Raw genomic sequence first — 21612 nt, forward strand, 5'->3', positions numbered from 1 at the left:
TAATTTTCATATGGAAAAAGATAAAAAGATAGTCCTTCCAGGTGGCGCTGGGCTTGTAGGCCAAAATCTTGTAGCCTTTCTTAAAGAAGCAGGGTATTCAAATATAGTGGTTATAGATAAACATAAGAAGAATTTAGATATATTAAAATCCCTTCATAAAGATGTGGTGGCAGTTTATGGGGATTTATCAGAAGAAGGAGATTGGGAAAGATCTATAGAAGGGGCAGATGTGGTAGTGATGCTCCAAGCTCAGATAGGAGCAAAAACCTATGAACCATTTTACAAAAATACCATAAAATCTACAGAAAATGTTTTAAAAGCCTGTAAGAAGTACAACATAGAATATATAGTACATATAAGCTCTTCGGTGGTAAACTCTGTGGCCGATGATTTTTATACACAAACCAAAAAAGACCAAGAGAAAATGGTATTAGAATCTGGTATAAAAAATGTTGTCTTAAGACCGACCCTTATGTTTGGATGGTTTGATAGAAAACATCTTGGATGGCTTTCAAGATTTATGAAAAGAGTTCCTATATTTCCAATACCAGGAGACGGAAAGTATATAAGACAGCCCCTTTATGTAAAAGATTTTTGCAACATCATAATAGACTGCATTCAAACAAGAAAAGAAGGTATATACGATATTACTGGCATTGAAAAGGTATATTATACAGATATAATAAAAGCCATTAAAAAATATACAAAATCAAAAACTCTTATTTTAAACATCCCGTACTGGCTTTTTTATACGCTTTTATACATATGGGGGATTTTTGACCCAGATCCGCCTTTTACCGTAGACCAACTAAAGGCTCTTGTAGCAGGTGATATATTTGAGGTTATAGACTGGCCAAATATTTTCAATGTAAAACCCACTCCTTTTGGAAAAGCCATTGAAGAGACTTTTACTCACCCTATATATTCTAAAGTGGTTTTGGAGTTTTAATGAAAATAGCCATAATAGGCGGTGGACCCATGGGTCTTGCAGCTGGTTATTATGCCCTTAAAAAAGGCTACAGTGTTGATATATATGAAAAAGATAACGTATTGGGAGGTATGAGCGCATCCTTTAACTTTGATGGGGATATTATAGAAAAATACTATCACTTTTTTTGTAAAACAGATTTAGCACTTTTTGAGCTTTTAAAAGAACTAAACATATATCATCTTTTAAAATGGAAAAACACCACAATGGGATTTTATTACAAGCAAAAACTCCAGCCTTTTGGGGATCCTATAAGCCTTTTAAAGTTTGACGGGCTTGATATAATATCTAAACTAAGGTATGGTTTTTTGGCTTTTTATAGCACAAAAATTAACGATTGGAGTAGTTTAGACAAAAAATACGCTATAGATTGGGTAAAATCAATAATAGGAGAAAAAGCCTACAGCGTTTTGTGGGATAAGCTTTTTTCTTTAAAGTTTTATAAGTATCAAACCAAAATATCAGCAGCTTGGATATGGAACAGGATAAAAAGAGTGGGACTTTCAAGGGATAATATATTCAAAGAATCCCTTGGATATGTGGAAGGAGGAGTAAAAACGATAATAGATGGCTTAGGGAAAGCGCTTCTTGAAAAAGGAGCAAATATATATCTAAACAGCCCCGTTGACAAAATCCTTATAGAAAATAACACTCTAAAAGGTATAAAGATAAAAGATATAGTGCTTAACTACGACAAGGTGATAAGCACGATACCTATCAACATACTTCAGCATCTTATAACAGATGAAAAAATAGCCTCTAAGTATAAAGATTTTACATACCTTGATGTGATGTGTGTGGTTATAAAACTAAGAAAACCATTTTCAAAGCATTTTTGGATAAATATAAATGATGAGGATATAAAAATACCAGGAATAATAAACTACAGCGCTTTAAGAAAAGATATAAAATCAAACATAGTCTACATACCTTTTTATCTTCCAAAAGACCATGAACTTCTTAAAAAAGATGAAGCTTATATAAAAGAGCTTTGTAAAAGTTATCTTAAAAAGATAAACAAAGATCTAAAAGACGAAGATTTTTTGGCTTTTAGTATAAACATATATAAAAATGCCCAAGGAGTGTATGAACCGCTTTATCTTTACAAACTCCCGCCTATAAACATAGCAAACAACTTATACGCTCTTGATACCACATACTATTATCCAGAGGATAGGGGTTTTTCAGAAAGTGTTAGAATAGCAAAGTATGTGGTGGATAGATACCTTTAGAATTTACATACAAGATAGTCTGAGTTTTGATAATTTCTTACTATCTTAAAATCCTTATACTTTGATAAGTTTGCTGTAAACACACACCCATACGTTAGATCCTTTGGCGGATATAAGATAGGTTTATGTATTTTTACATCTATATTTGCTATCACCGAAAAACCCACCCAGCCATCATCATCACAGTACAAAGGTATGCCTTTTTTTATGGTGAGGTTGTAAACTTCTCTTGCTATCTTGTTGGTATTTTCTCTTATGTGTCCATAGTATATGGGAAAGACTATACCAAGGGCTACAAACTTAAACACTATAGCAAAGTATATAAACTTTAACATCAAATCCTTAAACTTTGGATACAGCATAACACTAAAGCAAAGTGCAAAGATGCTGTACAAAGGAGCAGCGTATCTTATACCGCTAAAAGGTGGAAGCCAATAGGGTATAAAATTTACAATCCCCACTATCCAAGCGTTTAATAAAAACTTATCGGTTTTTAAAATATCTAAATCTACTTTTCTTTTAAAAGCCAAATACAAAAACACCAAAGAGTTTAAAGACATATTTAACCAAAATTGAACAGGATAACCAAAAAATTGCTTTAAATAAGGTATTATACCTTTAAATCTGAATTTGTTTATTATATCCCATAGCATCCCATGTTCGCTAACGTTTGATTTTGGAGCAAAACCATACCAAAGAATCAAGAAAAACAAAGGCACTATAGAGCTTATAAAAGCGGTTTTATATATATTTAGTTTTTTGGGTTTTAGTATGTAAAAAGATATTATAAGAGTAGCATAAAAATAAACAAAAGAAGTGAGGGCTTTGGTCAAAAATGCCCCAGTGGCAAGCGCTGATCCAAAAAATATAAACATATAAGACCCTTCATACACCCCAAACATCGTAAACAGCATAGACATAGAAGAAAAGCCTATGTAAACCCCATCTTCGTATCCAAGCCATCCATCGTGAATCATTACATCCCCAAGGCTTAGATATATAAGAGCTCCAAACCATCCAAGCTTTTCATCTTTGTAAACTCTTTTTAGCACATACCTTATGCTTAGAGCTGTAAGTATAGTCATTGCTATAGTCTGAAGCCTTTGGATAGCTTTGGCGTATTCCCATCCAAAAAGCTTTGAAAATACGATAGTGGGATAGTTAAAAAGAGGAGGTCTATAATAAGGTACTTTGTATATTGTTTGAAGTACGTATTCTTTGAAATAGCTCATCTCAAAAGATGGTATAACCCAGTTTGCCTCTTCTCCCACGTAAGGAAGGTTTAATACAAAAAGGTATGGTACTATTAAAAGTAAAAACAAGACCCTATAATCTTTTAAAAGCTTCATATCAAAGCCTTTCTATAGGTATGTTGTATTTTTTTATTCTGTAGTCTAACTGTCTTAATGTGAGGCCTAGGATTTTTGCAGCTTTTGACTTCACATAACCACATTTTTCCAAAGCTTTTTTGATAGCCTCTTTTTCGGTAGATTCTATAATGCTTGGTATGTCAGTTTGTAGTTTATTAGAATTTATCTTGGTAGCCAGCAAAACGTCTTCTTTTGTAATGTCTTTGTTGTTTATAACCACAAGACGCTCTATAAGGTTTTCAAGCTCTCTTATGTTGCCAGGCCAATTGTAATTCACAAGAGCCTCCATAGCTTCTTTTTCTATATTTATATGTTTTTTATAATGCTTGTTAAATTTATCTAAGAAATGTTTTACCAAAAGGGGTATATCTTCTTTTCTTTCTCTTAGAGCCGGTACTCTTATAGGTATTACGTTTAACCTGTAATACAAATCCTCTCTAAACTCTCCTCTTGCCACCATAGATGCTAAATCTTTGTTGGTGGATGCTATTACTCTCACATTTACAAATATACTCTTTTCAGCCCCAAGTTTTTCTAATTCCTTTTCCTGTATAACCCTTAACAGTTTTGATTGAGATTGAAGAGGGAGCTCACCTATCTCATCTAAAAAAATTGTACCTCCGTTTGCCAGCTCAAATTTACCTTTTTTAGAATGAACAGCCCCTGTAAAAGCCCCTTTTTCATACCCAAACAACTCTGCTTCAAGAAGCGTTTCTGGTATTGCTGCGCAGTTTACAGATATAAAAGGTTTATCTTTTCTTTCACTCAAAGTGTGTATCGCCTTTGCTATGAGCGTTTTACCCACTCCGCTTTCTCCCAACAAAAGTACTGTGCTATCTGTCATCGCTATTTTTTGGATAGTATCTTTTAATGTAATTATAGCTTCTGATTTTCCAACAAATCCTTCTATGCTAAAAGTATCTGAAAACTCTTTTGCCAAAAGTTGCCTTTGCTCTTCCCAAGAGGCTTTTTCTTCTTGTAAAATCCCAAAAAGTTTGTAAGACATACCTATCATAGCACTTACTACAAGCATAATATCCACAATACGCGTTAGTTCTTCGTGTTTGTTTAGGTCTTTAAAAAGACAAAAAACCCCTATGGTTCTATCCTCTGATCTTATGGGAACCCCTATAAAAGCTTCATTTTTTATCTTGTCTAAGATTTTTGTTTTGTTCAAAAAAGCCTTGTCGTGTTTTGGATCTTTTATTACAACAGGTATACTATTTTTAAATATATTTCCTACTATCCCCTTTCCGGATTCAAAAAGTATCTTCTTTACACTTTGATTAAAACCAAAGGCTTCTCTTATTTTTATAGTTTTTGTGCTTTTATCATAAAAAGCTATGTAAGAGTATTCCACACCCCAAAAAGAGTAAAATATTTTTAAAATATCCCTTAAAGCCTTGTCGAAATCTTTTTGAGAAAGAGCTTTGCTTACAGAGGTCAAAAGCGATACATCTATATTTTCAAGCTTTATCTTATTACTCATCTTCTTCTTTTAGTTCTCTTGATAAAAGTGCATTCATACTTTCCTCAATGGACATATTTTCATAAAGTACTTTATAAACAGCTTTGGTTATAGGAAGGTCTAAATGTCTTTCTATTGCTATGTCGTATAGTGCTTTTACGGTATAATAACCTTCTACTACTTCTTTTATTTCTTCTAACGCTTCCTTTGGGGATTTCTTTTTTCCTATCAAAAGCCCAAAACGCTTATTCCTAGATTTATTTGAGCTTGCCGTTAAGAACAAATCTCCAACTCCTGAGAGTCCATAGAAGGTTTTTTCTCTAGCGCCCATCAATTTTCCTATTTTAATCATCTCTTTTAGCCCTCTTGTTACCAAAGCCGCTTGAGCACTTTCACCCAAACCTGCTCCTTCCACTATACCAGATGCTATAGCCATCACGTTTTTGATGGCACCCCCCAATGCCACACCTTTTATATCACTAGAAGTGTATATTCTAAAAAGCTGTGATGACAGTAAGTTTTGAAGCTTTAAAGCTTTTTCCTTGTTAAAATATCCAAGCGTTAGAGCCACTGGCAAATCTTTTAGGACATCTTCAGCAAAAGATGGCCCAGATAAAACAAAGATGTTTGACTTTTCTATATTGTACTCCAAGGCTAAGTCTATAACATCCTTATGTGTGGATATATCTATACCTTTTGAAGCTATTATTGTATCTTTATCTTTACAATTTTCTATTATATGTTTGATGCTTTGGGTTGGTGTTGCTATAATTACAATCTTGTTTTTTAATACATCCTCAATATCTGTAGTGGTTTTTATATAAGGATGTTTTGGTATATTTTTTAGTGCTTCTTTTTTTATATCGTATATGGTTATCGGTATTCTTTTTTTGCTAAAAGCATAAGACAGAGCATAGCCCCATTTACCGGCTCCAAATATAAAAATCATATTTAATATTATATCAGAACACCTATTGCATATTTTCTTAACAAGAAATGATATATATCATGGAAATGTTAATGATGCATATAATAAAATGAAAAAACTATGAAGAAGGTAAAATATGTAGGGGTGGTTTTAGCAAGCTTGGTGTTGGCTTTTAATGTCGCTTACGGAAGCGAATTTGTAAGTCCCATAAGGCAAATAATAAACTATCACAAATATGGACAGGACGTTTATAAAGACCCTATACTAAATATAATAGAAAAGTCTAAAGTAGAATTAAAAGAGCCTCAAACTATTTCAGAACTCGTAAGATACAGCATAGGCAAACCTCCTATTCCTAAGAAAATAGCCTCAGATAAGTTTGACAAAAAATTGGTACAAAAGCTTATTGAAATAGCAAAGCAATACTTGGGTACTCCGTATAGATTTGGTGGCACATCCAGATACGGCATAGACTGCTCTGGTTTTACTATGAAAGTTTTCGATAAGCTAGGGATAAAGCTTCCAAGAACCGCTTCAGAACAAGCTCATGTTGGGAAATTGGCTATAAACTTAAAACCTGGGGATCTATTATTTTTCAAAACCTATAGGAAAAATCATCCGGGACATGTGGGAATATATATAGGTCACGGTCTTATGATAGATGCATCCTCTGCTTACGGTAAAGTAGTTATAGAGCCTATAAATCAACCTTACTTTAGAAAACACTTTTTATTTGCAAAAAGTTTATTTTAGTGTTTGTTTTATAGGCTTTCATAAATATATTTATTATAATGGATAGCAAAAGGCTTGTAGTAACCTTATTTTTTTCTTGCTTAAGCTTAGCCTATGCGGAATCTATTTTTAAACCAATTCCCATACAAGCCTACGAGGAAATAAAACCTAAAGTATATAGTGTAAATGTAAAAATTAAAAATGTTTCTTATACATCAGGATCTTCCATAAATTATTCACCACCTAAAACCATCACAAAGTCAACACCATCCGAAATAAAACCGTTAAAGTTTAAAAATTCTATTTTTATAACAGATAAATACCTCATAAAAGATATCAACTATTTATACAACATAGGTTATTTGCCTTTTAAGGTTATAAGTTATAAAACCGTGGCAGACTCCTTGACCGTGGCAGACTTGTCACCACATAAGAAAGGTTATAAGATTACTTATGAATGGGACGCAGAAGATGTACCGCCAAAACTTGTAAAACTAAGCATCACAAGCAAAAATAGTATTCTTTATAAAAGTGCCATTTTAAGGTTTATGAAAGATTACAAAATAAAGTTTAATCCGGATAATACAGCTTTAGCCAGCATTATTTTACAACAAGCCTATAAGACGGGTTTTAAAGCTAAGAAACCATTTGTATGGGTTTATGTGGATCAACATATACCTCAAAAAGTATATGTGTGGGAAAATGGAAAATACATATTTGAAAGCCCAACAAATACAGGAGTGATGGGTACAACCAACACGGGCACATATATGGTTTATCTTCGTTTTAAAAAAACTGAAATGAAAGGCATCTTCCCTGGCTCTGGTGTAAAGTATGATGATCCTGATGTGCCTTGGGTAAATTATTTTTACAAAGGGGAAGCGCTACACGGTTTTCCAAGAAAAAGTTACGGTTATCCACAATCTGCAGGATGCGTTGAGCTTCCAATACCAAAAGCCAAAGAGTTGTACAAAATCTTGTATAAATACGCTGTAGTAACCCTATCAAACTACGATAAGAGATATCTTGCCACACATCCTTATATAAATGTCAAGAAAACCAAAACTTTTAAGCCTTTAAATCCTATAAAATTTACTTTTGAAAGCTGGTAATAACTGTAAATCGTGGTAGACTTGTAAATCGTGGCAAACTTGTGGATCGTGGCATACTTGTAAACCGTGGTAGAGTTGTAGAGCATGGTATAATTTTTTCATGTATAGGATAGGCATAGGTCAAGACGCTCATTATTTTGAAAAAGGGAAAAAGCTATATTTAGGGGGTGAAGAGTTTGATATAGGATATGGCTTAAAAGGGCATTCGGATGGTGATGCTCTTTTGCATGCAATAACAGATGCTATTTTAGGGGCGTTGGCAAAAACCGATATAGGCACTCTTTTTCCCGATAAAAGCAAAGAAAACAAAAATAGAAACAGCGTAGACTTTCTAAATAAAGCTTTAGAGATTATGTACGACATGGATTATTCAATAGTTAATTTAGACTGCAACATAATAGCAGATAAACCAAACATATCAAGCGTTAGAGATAAAATAATAGAAAGTCTATCGAGGCTTTTAAGTATACCAAAAGATAATATATCTATAAAAGCCAAAACTAAAGAAGGTTACAACAAAGAAGATAGCTTAGAGGTAGTATGCATAGCGCTTTTGCAGAAAATGATATAGGAGTATGTCTTTCTGGAGGTGTAGCAAGAGGTGCAGCCCACATTGGAGTTTTACAGGCTCTTTTAGAAAGGGGTTTTAATGTAAAAGCTGTATCTGGGGCAAGTGCTGGTGCTTTGGTGGGATTGTTTTTCGCAGCAGGTTATAAGCCTCATGAGATGCTTTCTATATTAAAATCTATAAACTGGTTTACTACTTTTACAGTAGGAAAAGGGGGAATACTTGGGTTTAAAAAGGCTTTTAGAATCATTAGAAGCTACATACCATATGATAATATAAAAGATTTGCCTATTTATTACAACGCCAGCGTGTTAGATTTGTTTTCTGGTGAAACCCTTTATTTAGATGAAGGTGACCCAGCTTCTATAGCCATTGGGGCTTGCGCTTTGCCGTTTATTTTTGAACCGGTAGCTTATAAGGATATGCTTTTAGTAGATGGTGGATTAACAGAAAATTTGCCTGTTAATCCAATAAAAATTAAGTATCCCAATCTAAAGGTTGTATGTTCTGATATAATGCCAAATGTTTTGATAAAAGAAAACTTAGGTGCTTTTGGAAACTTATTAAGATCGACATTCTTAATAGCAAGAAGAAATATGGATCTTAGCAAAAAACTTTGTGATATATATCTGGAGCTTCCAGTGCATCACATTAGTTTTATAAATTACAAAAAATTTGATGAGCTTTATAATATAGGATATTCTTATACAAAATCCGTTATAGACAAAAATTTATAAAGTTTTTATTTTTTATGGATTTTCATTGTATTAAAATGTTTTATATCATAGCTTTTTTAATATATAATAGGTTATTATATAAGATAATTTTTATTTTTAGGAGGTTTTAAAAATGAAGAAGACACTTTTAGGTGCTGCAGTTTTAGCCCTAGGCCTTGTGGCATGTAGCCACCAACAATCAAGCGAGTCATCATCTGCAAGCTCAGAACAACCAGCAGCTGCAACTACTTCTACGCCATCATCTCCGTCTACAACTTCTACATCTACAACCACAACCTCATCTTCTTCATCAGCTCAAATATGTTCTGGTACCGGCGCTCAACAAGTATGTGCTAGCGCATCTTCTATAAACCAAGACGATGCTAAGAAGTTGGTAGCTATGGCTGGTACAAAAGGATGTTTGGCTTGTCACGCTGTAGACAAGCAAGTGGTAGGGCCAGCTTGGATAGACGTTGCTAAAAAATACGCTGGTAAACCAAACGCTGTAGAAACACTGGCAAAAGGTATAAAGAACGGTAATCAAGGTATATGGGGTGCTGTACCAATGCCAGCGCAAACATCTTTGAGCGATGCTGACGCTAAACAATTGGCTCAGATGGTATTAGCTCTTTACAACAAAAATTCTTCCAGCTCATCTTCATCATCAAGCAACAACAAAGAGAAAAGCTCTAAGAAAGAAGAAAAGAAAACTGAAAAGAAAGGTTAATACAAGTTTTATGACACCTTCCCAATATGGGAGGGTTTTTGTTTTTCTTAAAATGTGAGGGTTTTTATGAAAAAGAATTTTTTCGCTTTGGGTTTAGCTTTATCTATCCTAGGGTCAAACGTTAGTGCAGTATCTGGTCCAATTTTAGAGCAATTTCAAAAAGAAGTAGAACAAATAGTAGATAAAGTCTCACCTTCAGTAGTAACAATTTACGCTACTCAGATAGTGAAAGCTCCTTTAAACACTCAAATATTTCCAGGATTTCCACCGTTTATGATGCCAGGTATTCCAACTCCAGAAATCCCAGAGAAAGAAAAAGATTTGGGTTCTGGTATTATAATTAAATACATTCAATCTAAAAATGCCTTTATAATTTTAACAAACAATCATGTTGTAGGAAATTCAAAAGATGTAATGGTAAAATTATCTAGAACTATTGAAAGAAAAGCTAAGGTTTTAGGTAGGGACCCTAAAACAGATTTAGCAGTGCTAGAAGTTAGCGCTGAGGGCATAGATAACCCTAGTTCTAGAGTGGCTACTCTTGGGGATTCTTCTCATGTAAGAATAGGACAACTTGTCATAGCTATAGGGAATCCATACGGTTTTAGTAGAACTGTTACAATGGGAGTAATATCTGCTTTAAACAGAAGGCTTGGCCTTTCTCAATATGAAGATTATATACAAACGGATGCTGCTATAAACCCAGGCAACAGCGGTGGTCCTCTCATAAATATAGAAGGCAAAGTGATAGGTATAAATACTGCAATGGTGAAAGGGGGTCAAGGGCTTAGTTTTGCCATACCTATAAATTTAGCTAAATGGGTTTATCATCAAATAATGGAGTATGGTAAAGTTATAAGAGGCTGGCTTGGTGTATCTATACAGCAGATAACACCTCAGATGGCCTCCTCTTTAGGTGTAAACTACGGCGCTATCGTCGCTCAAGTATTTCCAGGCTCACCTGCTCAAAAGTACGGTCTTAAAGTAGGGGATATAATAGTATCAGTGGATGGAAAACCCCTTGAAAGCATAGACGAGCTCCAATTTAAAACCATGGAATCTCCACCTGGCACTGTCTTGACTTTGGGTGTTATAAGAAATCATAAGCTTATTACGATTAAAGTGAAAACTGCAAAAATGCCAAGCAACACTAGCAATATAGGTGTTGTATCGGAAGCTAAAGATTTGGGCCTTATGGTAAGACCTCTAAATCCTCAAGAGCAAAGACGTTACGAAGTAAAAGGCGGCCTTTTGGTGGAAGATGTACTGATGGGTTCTCCTGCTTACGAAGCCGGTATAAGAGCCGGTGATATCATTCTTAGCATAAACCTTCATAGAATCTATACAAAAGCCGAGATGGACAATATATTAGAACGCTTAATATCTGAACATAAAGATACTGCTACTTTCCTAGTAGATAGAAACGGTCAAAACATCTTTGTTACAGTGAGATTAAAATAATATGCTTATAACAAAATATCAAGGTTCTGGCAACGATTTTATTATCATAGATAATAGGGATAATTTTGTTTATAAAGAGATAGAAAAGTTAGGTTTAAGTATAAACGAATTTGTTAGAAAACTTTGTGAACAGCATACATCAGTGGGTGCAGACGGTGTTATACTTATAGAAAAAGCCAGAAATACTAAAAATCATTTTAGCTGGGCGTTTTTCAACGCCGATGGTTCGGCAGCTGAGATGTGTGGCAACGGTTCTCGTTGCGCTGCAAGATTTGCCTACGAGAAAGATATTGCTCCAAAGGATATTGTCTTTGAAACAATAGCTGGCGAGATAGAAGCTCACATAATGGATTCAAAAAGGGTAAAAGTGCAACTTACCCCTTATCATTCACATCAAAAGAATATAGAAATCAAAACTGAGTATGGCACTTTCAAAGGTCATTTTGTCAATACTGGGGTGCCACATTTTGTTATATTTGTGGATGAAGATGAACTTGATAACTTAGATGTGGAAAAAGTAGGTAGAGCCATAAGATATCATGAGTATTTTGCTCCAAAAGGAACAAATGTAAATTTTGTGGCAAAAACAAAAAACGGCAGTTTTAGAATAAGAACTTACGAAAGGGGCGTTGAAGGTGAAACCCTTGCCTGTGGGACCGGTAGCGCAGCTTGTGGTATAAACGCATATCTTCTTGGTTTATCGGCTTCTAACATAGTAGACATCATCACCAAATCCGGTGAGCTCTTAAAAATAACCATAGAGAATGATAAGGTATTTTTAGAAGGTCCCACTACAAAAGTATTTGAAGGCATGCTCTCTTACGAGATCTTCTAATGGATTTATACTTTTATCTCGATACTTATGTAGGTGAATACCTGATAAATTTTTACATGGTATCTTTTAAACTTCTTGATCTAGACTCGGTAGAGATTACCGATTTTTACGGTTCGAAACTAATATCAAATATATTAGATTGGGACGCTTTCTCTAGCTCCGTAGGAAACATATACCTTCTTGAATACGGTGATCCCATTCAGAGGTTTTACAACATAGAAGAAGCCATTAAGACAGGGTACGATATTATTTTTGAAATAGCGAAATCTTCTACAAATGTTTTAAAACCAAGGCCTATGATTGGAGTAGGCTATCCACCGTTATTTTTATTAAAAAAGCTTTACCCAAATTTATTTGAAGACATGCTCTTTAGGCAAAGTCTTGATGAGTTTTTAGACCAAATACTATTCACCTAACCTAAAATATAAAAGTTTTATGATTTTACTAAAAGCCATATACCAAATAAAATCTATATTTTAATTATGGAAGAAAAACATTTTGAAATACCCATAGATTTGCTACAAAAGTGCGTTAGATGTGGTCTTTGTAAATCGGTATGCCCTACATATAGGGTAAATGAAGAAGAAAGAAGCTTTGCAAGAGGAAGACTAGCTTTGGCTCAGATGGTCCTATCTGGAGAACTGCCTCTTACCAAAGATGTGGCAAGACAGTGGGACGAATGCGCCATGTGTAGAAGATGTGAGTGGATCTGTCCAAACAACGTAGAGTACAAAGAGATTATGTCAAAAGCCAAAGAGCTTCAATCAAACACCCTTGGCAAAGATCCATTCAAATACACCGCTCTAAGCGCTCTTGAGCTAATGCAAACAAACGTTGGTAGAACTGTCGTAAAAATGGCTGGTTCTTTATTATCTTTAATCCCCAAAAAAGAACTAAAAACTTACATACCTTCTGGTATAAACGGTGCTGTAAAGTTCATGCCAAAACCCTCCAAAGACGCTTTTGGTATAAGAGGACAAACCTTTAAAACCGATAAAACCCCTTCCAAAGGCACACTTCTTTTCTTTACCGGTTGCATGGTAGATGCTTTTTACACTACCACTGGTAAAAATGCCATAAAAGTCTTGAACAAAGCAGGTTATGATGTAATTGTACCAAAGGATATAAAGTGTTGCGGTGCTCCTCATCTTTACTCTGGGAATATTGAGGCTTTTAATATACTAAAAGCCAAAAACCAAGAGGAGATTTCAAAATACAACTTTGATGCTATAGTGGTAGTTTGTCCCACCTGCGGTGGTGCACTGTTGGAAGATTATGGATATAAAAATGTTTTAGATTTTGCAAGCATTGTAGCGTCTTCAAACGATCTTGTTTTAAAGTCAAAATCAAAAGAATCTGTCACTTTCCATGTACCCTGCCACTCTTACAGCGCTATGAAAACACCGGTATCCGATTTTGAAAACACCATAAAGAAAATAGAAAATGTAGAGTACAATAAAGCTTCTAAAGCTCAAAGCTGTTGTGGTTTTGCTGGGCTTTTTTCCATGAAAAACCCGGAGCTTTCTACAGCTATTCAAAAAGAGAAAATGGAAGACTTCAAATCCACAAACGCAGAATATATACTAAGCGCTTGTCCTGGATGTGTTTTACAGCTTCAAGATGGCAACCTTAAGTTTAAAAATAATCAAAAGATCATGCATATAGCAGATTTTGTGGCAAACAAGTTAGAAGATTGAAGTTTTTTGGTTTTTAAAAACTTGCTTTAGCTCATTTTTGTTTGGTTTATAATGTTTATATTAGTAAATTTTTAAGGAGAAATTATGGAGCAAATTATTAGAGTGGCTCACAGCCCAGACTCAGACGATGCTTTTATGTTTTATCCTATGGTTAAAGGTCTTATAGACACCTATGGATTTAAGATAGAACACATTTTAAAAGATATAGAAAGCCTTAACGAAGACGCTAAAAAGGGTACATACGAACTATCTGCAATTTCTTTTCATGCATACCCATACGTAGCAGATAAGTACTACGTTTTACCAAGCGGTGGAAGCGTAGGAGAAGGATATGGTCCTATCGTTGTCACAAAAGAACCCACAAACACCATAAAAGGAAAAAGAATAGGGATACCAGGAGAACTAACAACGGCTTACCTTGTTTTAAGGCTATTCGAAGAGGATTTTGAACCAGTTGTTATGCCTTTTGATAAGATATTGGATGAGGTGGAGAAGGGCAGTGTAGATGCTGGTCTTATTATACACGAAGGGCAACTTACATACAAAGACAAAGGACTATACAAGTTTGTAGACCTTGGGGAAGATTGGAAGAAAAAATACAACCTACCACTTCCATTAGGATGCAACATAGTAAGAAAAGATCTTGGTTTAGATATCATAAAAAAACTTGAAAACATAATGAGAGAAAGTGTTAAAAAAGCCCTAGAGATAAGAAAAGAGGCCTTAAATTACGCTATAAATTATGCAAGGGACTTAGAAAACGACGAGGCAAGGGCTTCAAAGTTTGTAAGCATGTATGTGAACGAAAGAACTATAGACTATGGGCCGGATGGAAAAGAAGCGGTAAAGCTTTTATATAAACTTGGCAAAGAAAAAGGTATCATAAAAGCAAAGATACCAGATATTATCTTCACAGACGAACTTTAAAGGAGAGTGTTATGATTTTACAAAAAATATACGACGAGAACGTAGAAAACGATATAAAAAATCTTTTTGAGGCCTGGCCAGAAATCTCTTACAAGGTTAGTATAAAACCAGTAAAAGTAGGGGATGAATCTATAAACGTGGTTTATATAGAGGCAAACGATGAGGGCTTTGAGAAATCTGTGGGAGTGTTTGAATCCAAAGAAGAGGCAATGGGCGCTTTTAGAAGTTTTGCCTATGAGCTTGGGTTTGAAGATTATCCTACAAACATAGCATTTTTACATGCTGGGTTTGATGGTGATAAACTTTTTCTTTTTTTAAAAGCCAAAAACGACGATAATATAAAACAATTTGACCAACTTAGTGTAGAAAAGCTTACCAAAGAACTTCCAAATTATCAAAGAGTGGTGATATATCAAAGCGCTGTTTTAACTTATTTAAAAGACATATACCCAGCTATAGACAACATAGCTTATGTAATACCGCACAAACTTTCAAACATAGGTTGTCAAACGCCTGATTTATCAGACTTAGCAAAAATATACGGCGTTTCTTTAAATACAAAAGAAGATGAAATAAGATTTATAGAAAAGCTTCTTCAAGACCCAAAAGGTCTTTGCAAAGACAAAGAACCCCCGCCTATAGATATACCTTTATGAATTACAAAGACTCATTTTTAAAAATTGTAGCCACTGGCTTTGGGCTCGGGAAAGCTCCTGTGGCTCCTGGTACTGTAGGCACTTTAAGTGCGATACCTTTTATATATTTGTTGGGTAATAATTTATTTGAAAAGCTCTTATTCTTTATAGTGTTTATTCCTATTGGTGTTGTAGCCTCTCAATATGTAATAGATATTACGGGAAACAAAGACCCAGATGAAGTTGTAGTAGATGAGCTTGTAGGATACTTTATAACAATGATGTTTATACCACATACCTTTTGGTGGATGGTTTTAGGTTTTCTTGTTTTTAGGCTTTTAGATATAACAAAACCTTTTGGCATAAGAAAATTAGAAACTCCAAATGGAATTGGTGTTATGCTAGATGATATTGCCGCTGGTTTATTAGGGGCTATTTTATTGTTTATTTTTAAAATGATTATATGAGCTATACCGTTTATTTGGCTTTAAAAAATGAGGAAGTTGTAAATTTTCTAAAGGTTGAAGCCAGTACGCCTACAAAATATGCTATACAGCTGATGGCTAATTTTGATAAGGACTACGTAGTTGTTGTTGAGAACAATAAAACGGTGGGTATTTTGTCCGAGTCTGATGTTTTAAAGTTAAAATACGCCAACGAAAATCTTGATAAAAACGTATTAGAGTATGCCTCAAAACCAGCAATAACCGTTAGAAGCTCTTTCAACCTCTTTGAGGCCATTAATTTAATGATAGAAAACGATATATCAAAGCTTATTGTAGTTGATGATGAAGATACACCAATAGGTGTGCTTACTCAAAGAACTCTTATAAAAACAATAGACCAGGAGATGTTAAAAAGACACAAACATGTTAAAGATATATTAAGACAAAGAGATTTGATAAGTTTATCCCCCACGGATACTCTTAGTCTAGCTCTTAAAACCCTCGTAGAAAACAAAATAAGAGCAGTAGTAATATTAGAACCCAACAAGACAAATAGTAGTGAATTTGACGAAAACGAGCAAGATACAAACGATGGCAAACTTGTTGATCGTGGTAGACTTGTAAGCCGTGGTAGACTTGTGGATCGTGGTAGACTTGTAAGCCGTGGTAGACTTGTGGATCGTGGTAGACTTGTAGGTATAATAACTCAAAAAGATTTGACTAAGCTCATATCTGTCGGTGTTGATTTAGATAAAGCTTTGATTAAAGATTATATGAAATCCCCTGTAATAACTTGCAGAATGGACACGCCTCTTATAGAAGCTTCAAAGATGATGGCAAGCTTTAATATAAGAAGACTCGTAGTGGTAGATGAAAAAGACAATCCCATAGGCATAGTAACCCAAGGAGATATAATAAGAAATCTTGAGGAAAAATATGAAGAATATATAGAGAAAAAGTTAAAACACTTAAGATCTATGCTAAATATAATGCAAGATCCAGTGTTAGAGATTGTGGATGCTGGTGTTTTTGATTCTTCCTCTGGCGTGATAATATGGCAAAATGATAGTGCAAAGAGCATATTTGGAAACTTTTTAGGGAAAAATATAGAAGAAATTATAGATCATTATACATGGAAATATATATACGAAAAGCTTAAAAATGAAAAAAATGTAAACTATGAGCCTATATTTATAAAAGATTATATATATCATATATCCTGTGTGTATATTGAGGATGAACAAAAAATAATAGACGGTAGAATCAAAATTTTGTTTAAAGACATAACAAAAGCCTATAAATCTGAGTTAGAGCTAAAAAAGATAAATAAGCAATATAAAAATATTTTAGACGCAATGAACGATATGGTTATAATCTACGATGCCTATGATTATAAAATCAAATTTGTTAATAAATCTACTTTAGAACACTTGGGATATACAGAAGAAGAGCTTACAAACAAAAATTTCTTCGATATCATACTAAATCCAGAAAATGTAATAAAACATTTCATAGAACGCATTGTAAAAGAAAACAGAAAAGTGGTAGGAAGACGAGTGTATATCAAAAAGAATGGAGACTTTTTACCAGTGCATGTAGTAGCAACAAAAGTAGAATTTGAAAATCACACTAGCAAAGAACATATACTTGTGGTAGCAAGAGATATATCAAAAGAGTTAATCATAGAAGAAAAACTAAAAAATACAAACAAAGATCTAAATATACTTTATTCTTTTATTACAGATCTTTCTAAAGCGCATCAAGAAGATGAAGCTTATGATATTCTTATTCATTACTTAAAGAGGCTAGGAATAGAATACGTGCATATGTACAAACTAAATCCATCCCTAAACAAAATCGTGTCCTCTTATTTGCTAAAGACAAAAAGCATATATCAACCACATGATGAGAGCAACGTGTGGGTAAATGATTGTTTAGAAGACAATCCGTCTTTGTGTAAAGTTATAAAATCTGGAACTACTTTAGCTATTCCCAATATCACTATAGATTATGGCTGTCCTAGGATTGCTTTAGGATCTTCTATAAAATCTTATATGTGCGTACCTATTTTTATAGGCGGTATTTACATAACAAACGCCACAGCTATCTTAACCCTAATGTCTTCTAAAGAAAATTTTTTCACCGAAGATACAAAGAATAAAGTAAATAAATTTATAGAGGCTTTTATACCTGTAGTTAGCAATTTAAGACTCATAGAAATAAATAAAGAGCTTTCTATAAGAGATCCTCTCACAAATGCTTACAATAGGCGGTTTTTGGATGAGATATTGCAAAAGGAATTTCAAAAAGCTCTAAGATATCAAACCAAATTATCGATTGTTATGCTAGACGTAGATAACTTTAAAAAATTTAACGATACATACGGCCATAGGGCAGGGGATATGGCTTTACAACATCTATCTAAAGTAGTTCAAGAAAGCATAAGAGTTACAGATATATTTGCTAGATATGGTGGTGAGGAGTTTACGATAGTGCTTCCAGAAACATCTAAAGAATATGCAACCGAAATAGCAAATAGAATAAAGGACGCTCTATCAAGCAAAATGTTTTATGCAAACTCTTTGGAATCTAAAGACATAAGCACATTAAATATAGATGATATTTATACAAAGTATTATATAACCGCGTCTTTTGGTGTAGCTACTTTTGATGATGATGCCAAAAATTTAGAAGAATTGATAAAAGTAGCTGATATGAGGCTATATAAAGCAAAAGAATTAGGTAAAAATAGAGTGGTATATAATTAAAGATATAGGAGGTTTATATGGAACTATTCAAAAAATATATCATTGAACTGGTGATTTATGTGACCTCTGTTGGATTATCAGTTATGGCTATGGGTTTTCTAGCAGACAGAAACTTCATATTTGGAAGTCTTTTTATGTTTATGCTCCTTCTTTTCCAAGTTTTCGTGATTTTAGGAGCAAAAGGAGATAAAGAATTCCCAAAAGCTTACGATAAAGATATAAAAGACGTAGGGCTTTTCAACGCACTTATGCTTATATATTTTGGAGTTTTTACAGCTGGTATATTGATGACTTTAGTTTAATTATGAAACTTTCAAAATATCTTACGATAGTTGATGTTGATGTATTTAAAGATGATATAACAGAAAAAACAAAGAAGATTGTAGAAACTTACAAACCAAGCATTATGCTAAGGGCCAAAAACCTAAAAGGAAAATATTTTTATGAATATGCAAAAGCTATAAGAGATATCACACTAAATTACGGTGTTTTATTTTTTGTAAATGAGCGCTTTGATATAGCACTGGCTGTAGGGGCAAACGGGGTACATCTTCCATCGAACGCTTTAGATGTATCTGTTGTAAAAAATATATGTAAAGATATGACCATAGGATATTCGGCTCATTCAAAAGAAGATGCGCTTGAGGCTTTTCAAAAAGGTGCAGATTACGTCACGCTTAGCCCTATTTTTCCTACTAAAAGCCATGAAAACGCAACACCCCTTGGTTTAGAATATTTAGAAGATGTGGTCAAGTCCTCCAAAAAACCCATATTTGCCCTTGGAGGTATCACAAAAGAAAATATAGATGATGTTTTTAAAACTGGAGTTTACGGTATAGCTTCTATAAGATTTTTCCTATAAATTGAAATATCATAAGTGAAGTATATCTAATTTAAGGAGGTATACAACATTTGCGATTTTCTGTAAGAAAGTGTATAATATTAAACTATGGGCGGGAAATGTTAACACTTCAATGTATACTTGAATTTAAAAATGAGAAAGATAAAGAAGTTGTATTAGATTTAATGCGTAGGTTTTCATCTGCAATGAGATATGCATATAAAAGGTTGTTAGAAAGTGAAAAAAGAAAGGACTTAAAAAAGCATTTATCTAAAACATTTAACATAAATACAAGATATTCAGATGATGCAATACTGCTAGCTAAGCAAACGATAGAGACATACAAATCGCATAATAAAAATCCAAAAAAGGTTATATTTGGCTCAAGAATGTTATTTGATAAGCTAAACAAGAAACACTTAACTGGAGAATCAAGAAAGAGTCTTATAAAAAAGTGGAGAGAAAAAAGGCAAGGTAATCTTTATTCAAGAGGCGATAAATCTAAACAAGGAAATCTAAATTTAAGACTGCAGTGGATAGATGATAAACTTTACTTGAGAATAAATATAGGAGATAGACAGTATATTTATGCAAAAGTAATTAGAACTGTAAGCAGGAAGAATGATAAATGGATAGATTTTATGTTAATGCTATTGAAAGCTAAAGAATCTGGTAGTTGGTTTCCATATAGTGTTAGGCTAGCATTGAAAAACGGTAAAGTTTATGCTTTCATATCTGTTGAAGAAAAATTACCACCTGTTACAATTAAAAAAGATAGTGGAGTTATAGGTATAGACATAAACGCTTATCCATTTCATTTAGCATTAGCAACCGCATCAAAAGATGGAAATCTGGAAAACTATCAAGCAATAAGCTTGCATGAGTTATTGGATGTTAGCTCAGAGAAAAGACAATATTTAGAATGGCGGATAGCACATCAAATAATAGAAATTGCCAAGAAGGAAAACAAAGCTATTGCAATAGAAAACTTAGATAAACTACCAAAAGGTAAAAGAGGAAATGGATTTGCTAAACTAAGACAGAAATTGCAAAAGTGGATATACAAGAGATTATTAAATAAAATAGAGATTACAGCAAGAAGAAATGGAATAGAAATTAGAAAAGTAAATCCAGCGTATACATCTTTAATAGGCAAATTAAAATACGCACCACAATTTAACATAGATAAGGATATTGCAGCAGCATTTGTAATAGCAAGAAGAGGATTAGGATATAAGGAAAAACTACCAAAGAATTATAGAGAGGTATTGAATGATATTGACTTTCTATCATATAGTATTGCAAGAATTGAGGATGATATTAAAAGGGTAAAGGAAAATATAAAAGATGAAAAGAATCCATATATTAGAAATAGATTAAAAAGTATGTTAGCAAAATTAAGAAAAGAACTTAAAGCACTACAAAAACATTTGTCGTTTATTATACAAAGTGAAAAGAGTAAGTCAGTTTCTCAACAACCTGTCAACCAACGGAAGGAACAGGTGAGAAGTTCCGCTTATGCGGGATACAAAAACTGGCAAGTTCTTTTCACAGCCTTTGCCTTCTGCTATCTTGAAAAATCATACAGAGATTTTTCTCCTTTGAAGCAATTAATAGTTTCAAAAGATTGGATAGCAGTGGCAAATAGGTTAGCTCCTGTGCTTGGTGCAGGGACTACAAGTATGCCACGGTTTATGATACTTCCAAAATACCGCCTGTTGGGGTTGGAAGTGTCTGAAATGGCGGAATACAAATACCCCAACTCAAGCTGTACAGAGCAATACAGTTTTGTACAGTTTGGTTGACCAGGTTAAAAATGATAGGAATATTGACATTAACAGTCATAACCCAAAGGGCCACAAGCCTTAATTACGGGGAGAACATAGGCAATGTATCAATTCTTAAGAAACTTTCCCTAGGGGACAGCTCTCAGCTCACCTATGTGTCGGACAAAGCGCTAAAGTATGATATAAAGAGGAAAGGTAGAGAAGAGAAGGGATGGAAATTGTTGGATGGTTTCTAATTAACCGTTTGGAGTTGAAAGATGGTGGGTATAGAGGCAGTGTTTTTGGGATATTAGGTTTTATGGGTAGAGGTAGTTATCTTTGGTGGCTGGGAAGCTTTGTCTGGTAATGAGGTGCTGTGATGGGGTTTGAGGGGT

At 33.9% G+C, this 21612-nt stretch carries 22 protein-coding genes; 19 read left to right on the plus strand and 3 right to left on the minus strand.

Going from position 1 to position 21612, the window contains the following annotated elements; genetic code table 11:
* The first annotated feature begins 10 nt into the window (after window positions 1-10).
* Both HY04AAS1_RS05835 and HY04AAS1_RS05840 read left to right on the plus strand, forming a co-directional pair.
* Window positions 11-949, plus strand: coding sequence for an NAD-dependent epimerase/dehydratase family protein (locus tag HY04AAS1_RS05835; protein ID WP_012514196.1), 939 nt, complete (start codon window positions 11-13; stop codon window positions 947-949).
* The gene (locus HY04AAS1_RS05840; RefSeq protein WP_012514197.1) at window positions 949-2220 is read left to right on the plus strand and encodes an NAD(P)/FAD-dependent oxidoreductase; all 1272 of its coding nucleotides are present in this window, start codon (window positions 949-951) and stop codon (window positions 2218-2220) included. The genes HY04AAS1_RS05835 and HY04AAS1_RS05840 overlap by 1 nt, the downstream gene beginning before the upstream one ends.
* Here the strand turns inward: HY04AAS1_RS05840 and HY04AAS1_RS05845 are convergent.
* Genes HY04AAS1_RS05845 through HY04AAS1_RS05855 form a run of 3 tightly spaced genes read right to left on the minus strand, consistent with a single transcriptional unit; the run spans window position 2217 to window position 6007 of the window.
* Window positions 2217-3569 (minus strand): hypothetical protein, encoded by a 1353-nt coding sequence (locus HY04AAS1_RS05845; RefSeq protein ID WP_012514198.1) that lies wholly within the window; start codon window positions 3567-3569, stop codon window positions 2217-2219. The two genes, HY04AAS1_RS05840 and HY04AAS1_RS05845, sit on opposite strands and share 4 nt — an antisense overlap.
* 1 nt (window position 3570) lies before the next feature.
* On the minus strand, window positions 3571-5079 hold the full coding sequence (locus HY04AAS1_RS05850; RefSeq protein WP_012514199.1) for a sigma 54-interacting transcriptional regulator: 1509 nt from the start codon (window positions 5077-5079) through the stop codon (window positions 3571-3573).
* The gene (locus tag HY04AAS1_RS05855; RefSeq protein ID WP_012514200.1) at window positions 5072-6007 is read right to left on the minus strand and encodes an NAD(P)H-dependent glycerol-3-phosphate dehydrogenase; all 936 of its coding nucleotides are present in this window, start codon (window positions 6005-6007) and stop codon (window positions 5072-5074) included. The genes HY04AAS1_RS05850 and HY04AAS1_RS05855 overlap by 8 nt, the downstream gene beginning before the upstream one ends.
* Before the next feature lie 99 nt (window positions 6008-6106).
* On the opposite strand from HY04AAS1_RS05855, the gene HY04AAS1_RS05860 reads away from it, so the two are divergent.
* The 17 genes from HY04AAS1_RS05860 to HY04AAS1_RS05940 all read left to right on the plus strand — a co-directional run bounded on the left by HY04AAS1_RS05860 (window position 6107) and on the right by HY04AAS1_RS05940 (window position 21474).
* Entirely contained in the window at window positions 6107-6739 is a 633-nt protein-coding gene (locus HY04AAS1_RS05860; RefSeq protein ID WP_012514201.1) for a C40 family peptidase, read from the plus strand.
* A 38-nt stretch (window positions 6740-6777) separates the two neighbouring features.
* Entirely contained in the window at window positions 6778-7830 is a 1053-nt protein-coding gene (locus HY04AAS1_RS05865) for a L,D-transpeptidase (protein ID WP_012514202.1), read from the plus strand.
* A gap of 100 nt (window positions 7831-7930) precedes the next feature.
* Window positions 7931-8401, plus strand: a complete 471-nt coding sequence (gene ispF, locus HY04AAS1_RS05870) for a 2-C-methyl-D-erythritol 2,4-cyclodiphosphate synthase (protein ID WP_012514203.1) — start codon at window positions 7931-7933, stop codon at window positions 8399-8401.
* Window positions 8371-9135 (plus strand): patatin-like phospholipase family protein, encoded by a 765-nt coding sequence (locus HY04AAS1_RS05875; RefSeq protein WP_012514204.1) that lies wholly within the window; start codon window positions 8371-8373, stop codon window positions 9133-9135. The genes ispF and HY04AAS1_RS05875 overlap by 31 nt, the downstream gene beginning before the upstream one ends.
* 112 nt (window positions 9136-9247) lie before the next feature.
* Complete coding sequence (locus HY04AAS1_RS08540) at window positions 9248-9841, plus strand: c-type cytochrome (protein WP_012514205.1); 594 nt, start codon at window positions 9248-9250, stop codon at window positions 9839-9841.
* Window positions 9842-9907: 66 nt separating this feature from the next.
* Window positions 9908-11302 (plus strand): Do family serine endopeptidase, encoded by a 1395-nt coding sequence (locus HY04AAS1_RS05885; RefSeq protein WP_012514206.1) that lies wholly within the window; start codon window positions 9908-9910, stop codon window positions 11300-11302.
* Window position 11303: 1 nt separating this feature from the next.
* Window positions 11304-12137, plus strand: coding sequence for a diaminopimelate epimerase (gene dapF, locus HY04AAS1_RS05890; RefSeq protein ID WP_012514207.1), 834 nt, complete (start codon window positions 11304-11306; stop codon window positions 12135-12137).
* Window positions 12137-12553: a hypothetical protein gene (locus tag HY04AAS1_RS05895; protein WP_012514208.1), complete on the plus strand. Its 417-nt coding sequence runs from the start codon at window positions 12137-12139 to the stop codon at window positions 12551-12553. Before dapF ends, HY04AAS1_RS05895 begins: the two co-directional genes overlap by 1 nt.
* A 66-nt stretch (window positions 12554-12619) precedes the next feature.
* Window positions 12620-13834 carry a (Fe-S)-binding protein gene (locus tag HY04AAS1_RS05900; protein ID WP_012514209.1) on the plus strand — a complete coding sequence of 405 codons (1215 nt, stop codon included), beginning with the start codon at window positions 12620-12622 and terminating at the stop codon, window positions 13832-13834.
* 84 nt (window positions 13835-13918) lie between these two features.
* Window positions 13919-14761: an MqnA/MqnD/SBP family protein gene (locus tag HY04AAS1_RS05905; protein ID WP_012514210.1), complete on the plus strand. Its 843-nt coding sequence runs from the start codon at window positions 13919-13921 to the stop codon at window positions 14759-14761.
* An 11-nt stretch (window positions 14762-14772) separates the two neighbouring features.
* Complete coding sequence (locus HY04AAS1_RS05910) at window positions 14773-15417, plus strand: hypothetical protein (protein WP_012514211.1); 645 nt, start codon at window positions 14773-14775, stop codon at window positions 15415-15417.
* Window positions 15414-15863 carry a phosphatidylglycerophosphatase A gene (locus tag HY04AAS1_RS05915; RefSeq protein ID WP_012514212.1) on the plus strand — a complete coding sequence of 150 codons (450 nt, stop codon included), beginning with the start codon at window positions 15414-15416 and terminating at the stop codon, window positions 15861-15863. The genes HY04AAS1_RS05910 and HY04AAS1_RS05915 overlap by 4 nt, the downstream gene beginning before the upstream one ends.
* Window positions 15860-18610, plus strand: coding sequence for a diguanylate cyclase (locus tag HY04AAS1_RS05920; RefSeq protein ID WP_012514213.1), 2751 nt, complete (start codon window positions 15860-15862; stop codon window positions 18608-18610). The genes HY04AAS1_RS05915 and HY04AAS1_RS05920 overlap by 4 nt, the downstream gene beginning before the upstream one ends.
* A 17-nt stretch (window positions 18611-18627) precedes the next feature.
* Complete coding sequence (locus tag HY04AAS1_RS05925; RefSeq protein ID WP_012514214.1) at window positions 18628-18912, plus strand: hypothetical protein; 285 nt, start codon at window positions 18628-18630, stop codon at window positions 18910-18912.
* A 2-nt stretch (window positions 18913-18914) separates the two neighbouring features.
* Window positions 18915-19472, plus strand: a complete 558-nt coding sequence (locus HY04AAS1_RS05930) for a thiamine phosphate synthase (RefSeq protein ID WP_012514215.1) — start codon at window positions 18915-18917, stop codon at window positions 19470-19472.
* A 98-nt stretch (window positions 19473-19570) separates the two neighbouring features.
* Window positions 19571-21256, plus strand: a complete 1686-nt coding sequence (locus tag HY04AAS1_RS05935; RefSeq protein ID WP_012514216.1) for an IS200/IS605 family accessory protein TnpB-related protein — start codon at window positions 19571-19573, stop codon at window positions 21254-21256.
* 11 nt (window positions 21257-21267) lie between these two features.
* On the plus strand, window positions 21268-21474 hold the full coding sequence (locus HY04AAS1_RS05940; protein WP_012514217.1) for a hypothetical protein: 207 nt from the start codon (window positions 21268-21270) through the stop codon (window positions 21472-21474).
* The last annotated feature ends 138 nt before the right edge of the window (window positions 21475-21612 follow it).

Source organism: Hydrogenobaculum sp. Y04AAS1, from assembly GCF_000020785.1.
In the GTDB taxonomy this organism is placed as follows: domain Bacteria; phylum Aquificota; class Aquificia; order Aquificales; family Aquificaceae; genus Hydrogenobaculum.

What these genes read in the sequence shown, in the direction of transcription:
- HY04AAS1_RS05865 (WP_012514202.1), top strand. Translation starts at nt 6,778, where the DNA reads ATGGATAGCAAAAGGCTTGTAGTAACCTTATTTTTTTCTTGCTTAAGC.
- HY04AAS1_RS05875 (WP_012514204.1), top strand. Translation starts at nt 8,371, where the DNA reads ATGCATAGCGCTTTTGCAGAAAATGATATAGGAGTATGTCTTTCTGGA.
- HY04AAS1_RS05925 (WP_012514214.1), top strand. Translation starts at nt 18,628, where the DNA reads ATGGAACTATTCAAAAAATATATCATTGAACTGGTGATTTATGTGACC.
- HY04AAS1_RS05855 (WP_012514200.1), bottom strand. Translation starts at nt 6,007, where the DNA reads ATGATTTTTATATTTGGAGCCGGTAAATGGGGCTATGCTCTGTCTTAT.
- HY04AAS1_RS05895 (WP_012514208.1), top strand. Translation starts at nt 12,137, where the DNA reads ATGGATTTATACTTTTATCTCGATACTTATGTAGGTGAATACCTGATA.
- HY04AAS1_RS05835 (WP_012514196.1), top strand. Translation starts at nt 11, where the DNA reads ATGGAAAAAGATAAAAAGATAGTCCTTCCAGGTGGCGCTGGGCTTGTA.
- HY04AAS1_RS05920 (WP_012514213.1), top strand. Translation starts at nt 15,860, where the DNA reads ATGAGCTATACCGTTTATTTGGCTTTAAAAAATGAGGAAGTTGTAAAT.
- HY04AAS1_RS05900 (WP_012514209.1), top strand. Translation starts at nt 12,620, where the DNA reads ATGGAAGAAAAACATTTTGAAATACCCATAGATTTGCTACAAAAGTGC.
- HY04AAS1_RS05840 (WP_012514197.1), top strand. Translation starts at nt 949, where the DNA reads ATGAAAATAGCCATAATAGGCGGTGGACCCATGGGTCTTGCAGCTGGT.
- HY04AAS1_RS05885 (WP_012514206.1), top strand. Translation starts at nt 9,908, where the DNA reads ATGAAAAAGAATTTTTTCGCTTTGGGTTTAGCTTTATCTATCCTAGGG.
- HY04AAS1_RS05910 (WP_012514211.1), top strand. Translation starts at nt 14,773, where the DNA reads ATGATTTTACAAAAAATATACGACGAGAACGTAGAAAACGATATAAAA.
- HY04AAS1_RS05940 (WP_012514217.1), top strand. Translation starts at nt 21,268, where the DNA reads ATGATAGGAATATTGACATTAACAGTCATAACCCAAAGGGCCACAAGC.
- HY04AAS1_RS05860 (WP_012514201.1), top strand. Translation starts at nt 6,107, where the DNA reads ATGAAGAAGGTAAAATATGTAGGGGTGGTTTTAGCAAGCTTGGTGTTG.
- HY04AAS1_RS05905 (WP_012514210.1), top strand. Translation starts at nt 13,919, where the DNA reads ATGGAGCAAATTATTAGAGTGGCTCACAGCCCAGACTCAGACGATGCT.
- HY04AAS1_RS05935 (WP_012514216.1), top strand. Translation starts at nt 19,571, where the DNA reads ATGTTAACACTTCAATGTATACTTGAATTTAAAAATGAGAAAGATAAA.
- HY04AAS1_RS08540 (WP_012514205.1), top strand. Translation starts at nt 9,248, where the DNA reads ATGAAGAAGACACTTTTAGGTGCTGCAGTTTTAGCCCTAGGCCTTGTG.
- HY04AAS1_RS05845 (WP_012514198.1), bottom strand. Translation starts at nt 3,569, where the DNA reads ATGAAGCTTTTAAAAGATTATAGGGTCTTGTTTTTACTTTTAATAGTA.
- HY04AAS1_RS05850 (WP_012514199.1), bottom strand. Translation starts at nt 5,079, where the DNA reads ATGAGTAATAAGATAAAGCTTGAAAATATAGATGTATCGCTTTTGACC.
- HY04AAS1_RS05930 (WP_012514215.1), top strand. Translation starts at nt 18,915, where the DNA reads ATGAAACTTTCAAAATATCTTACGATAGTTGATGTTGATGTATTTAAA.
- dapF (WP_012514207.1), top strand. Translation starts at nt 11,304, where the DNA reads ATGCTTATAACAAAATATCAAGGTTCTGGCAACGATTTTATTATCATA.
- ispF (WP_012514203.1), top strand. Translation starts at nt 7,931, where the DNA reads ATGTATAGGATAGGCATAGGTCAAGACGCTCATTATTTTGAAAAAGGG.
- HY04AAS1_RS05915 (WP_012514212.1), top strand. Translation starts at nt 15,414, where the DNA reads ATGAATTACAAAGACTCATTTTTAAAAATTGTAGCCACTGGCTTTGGG.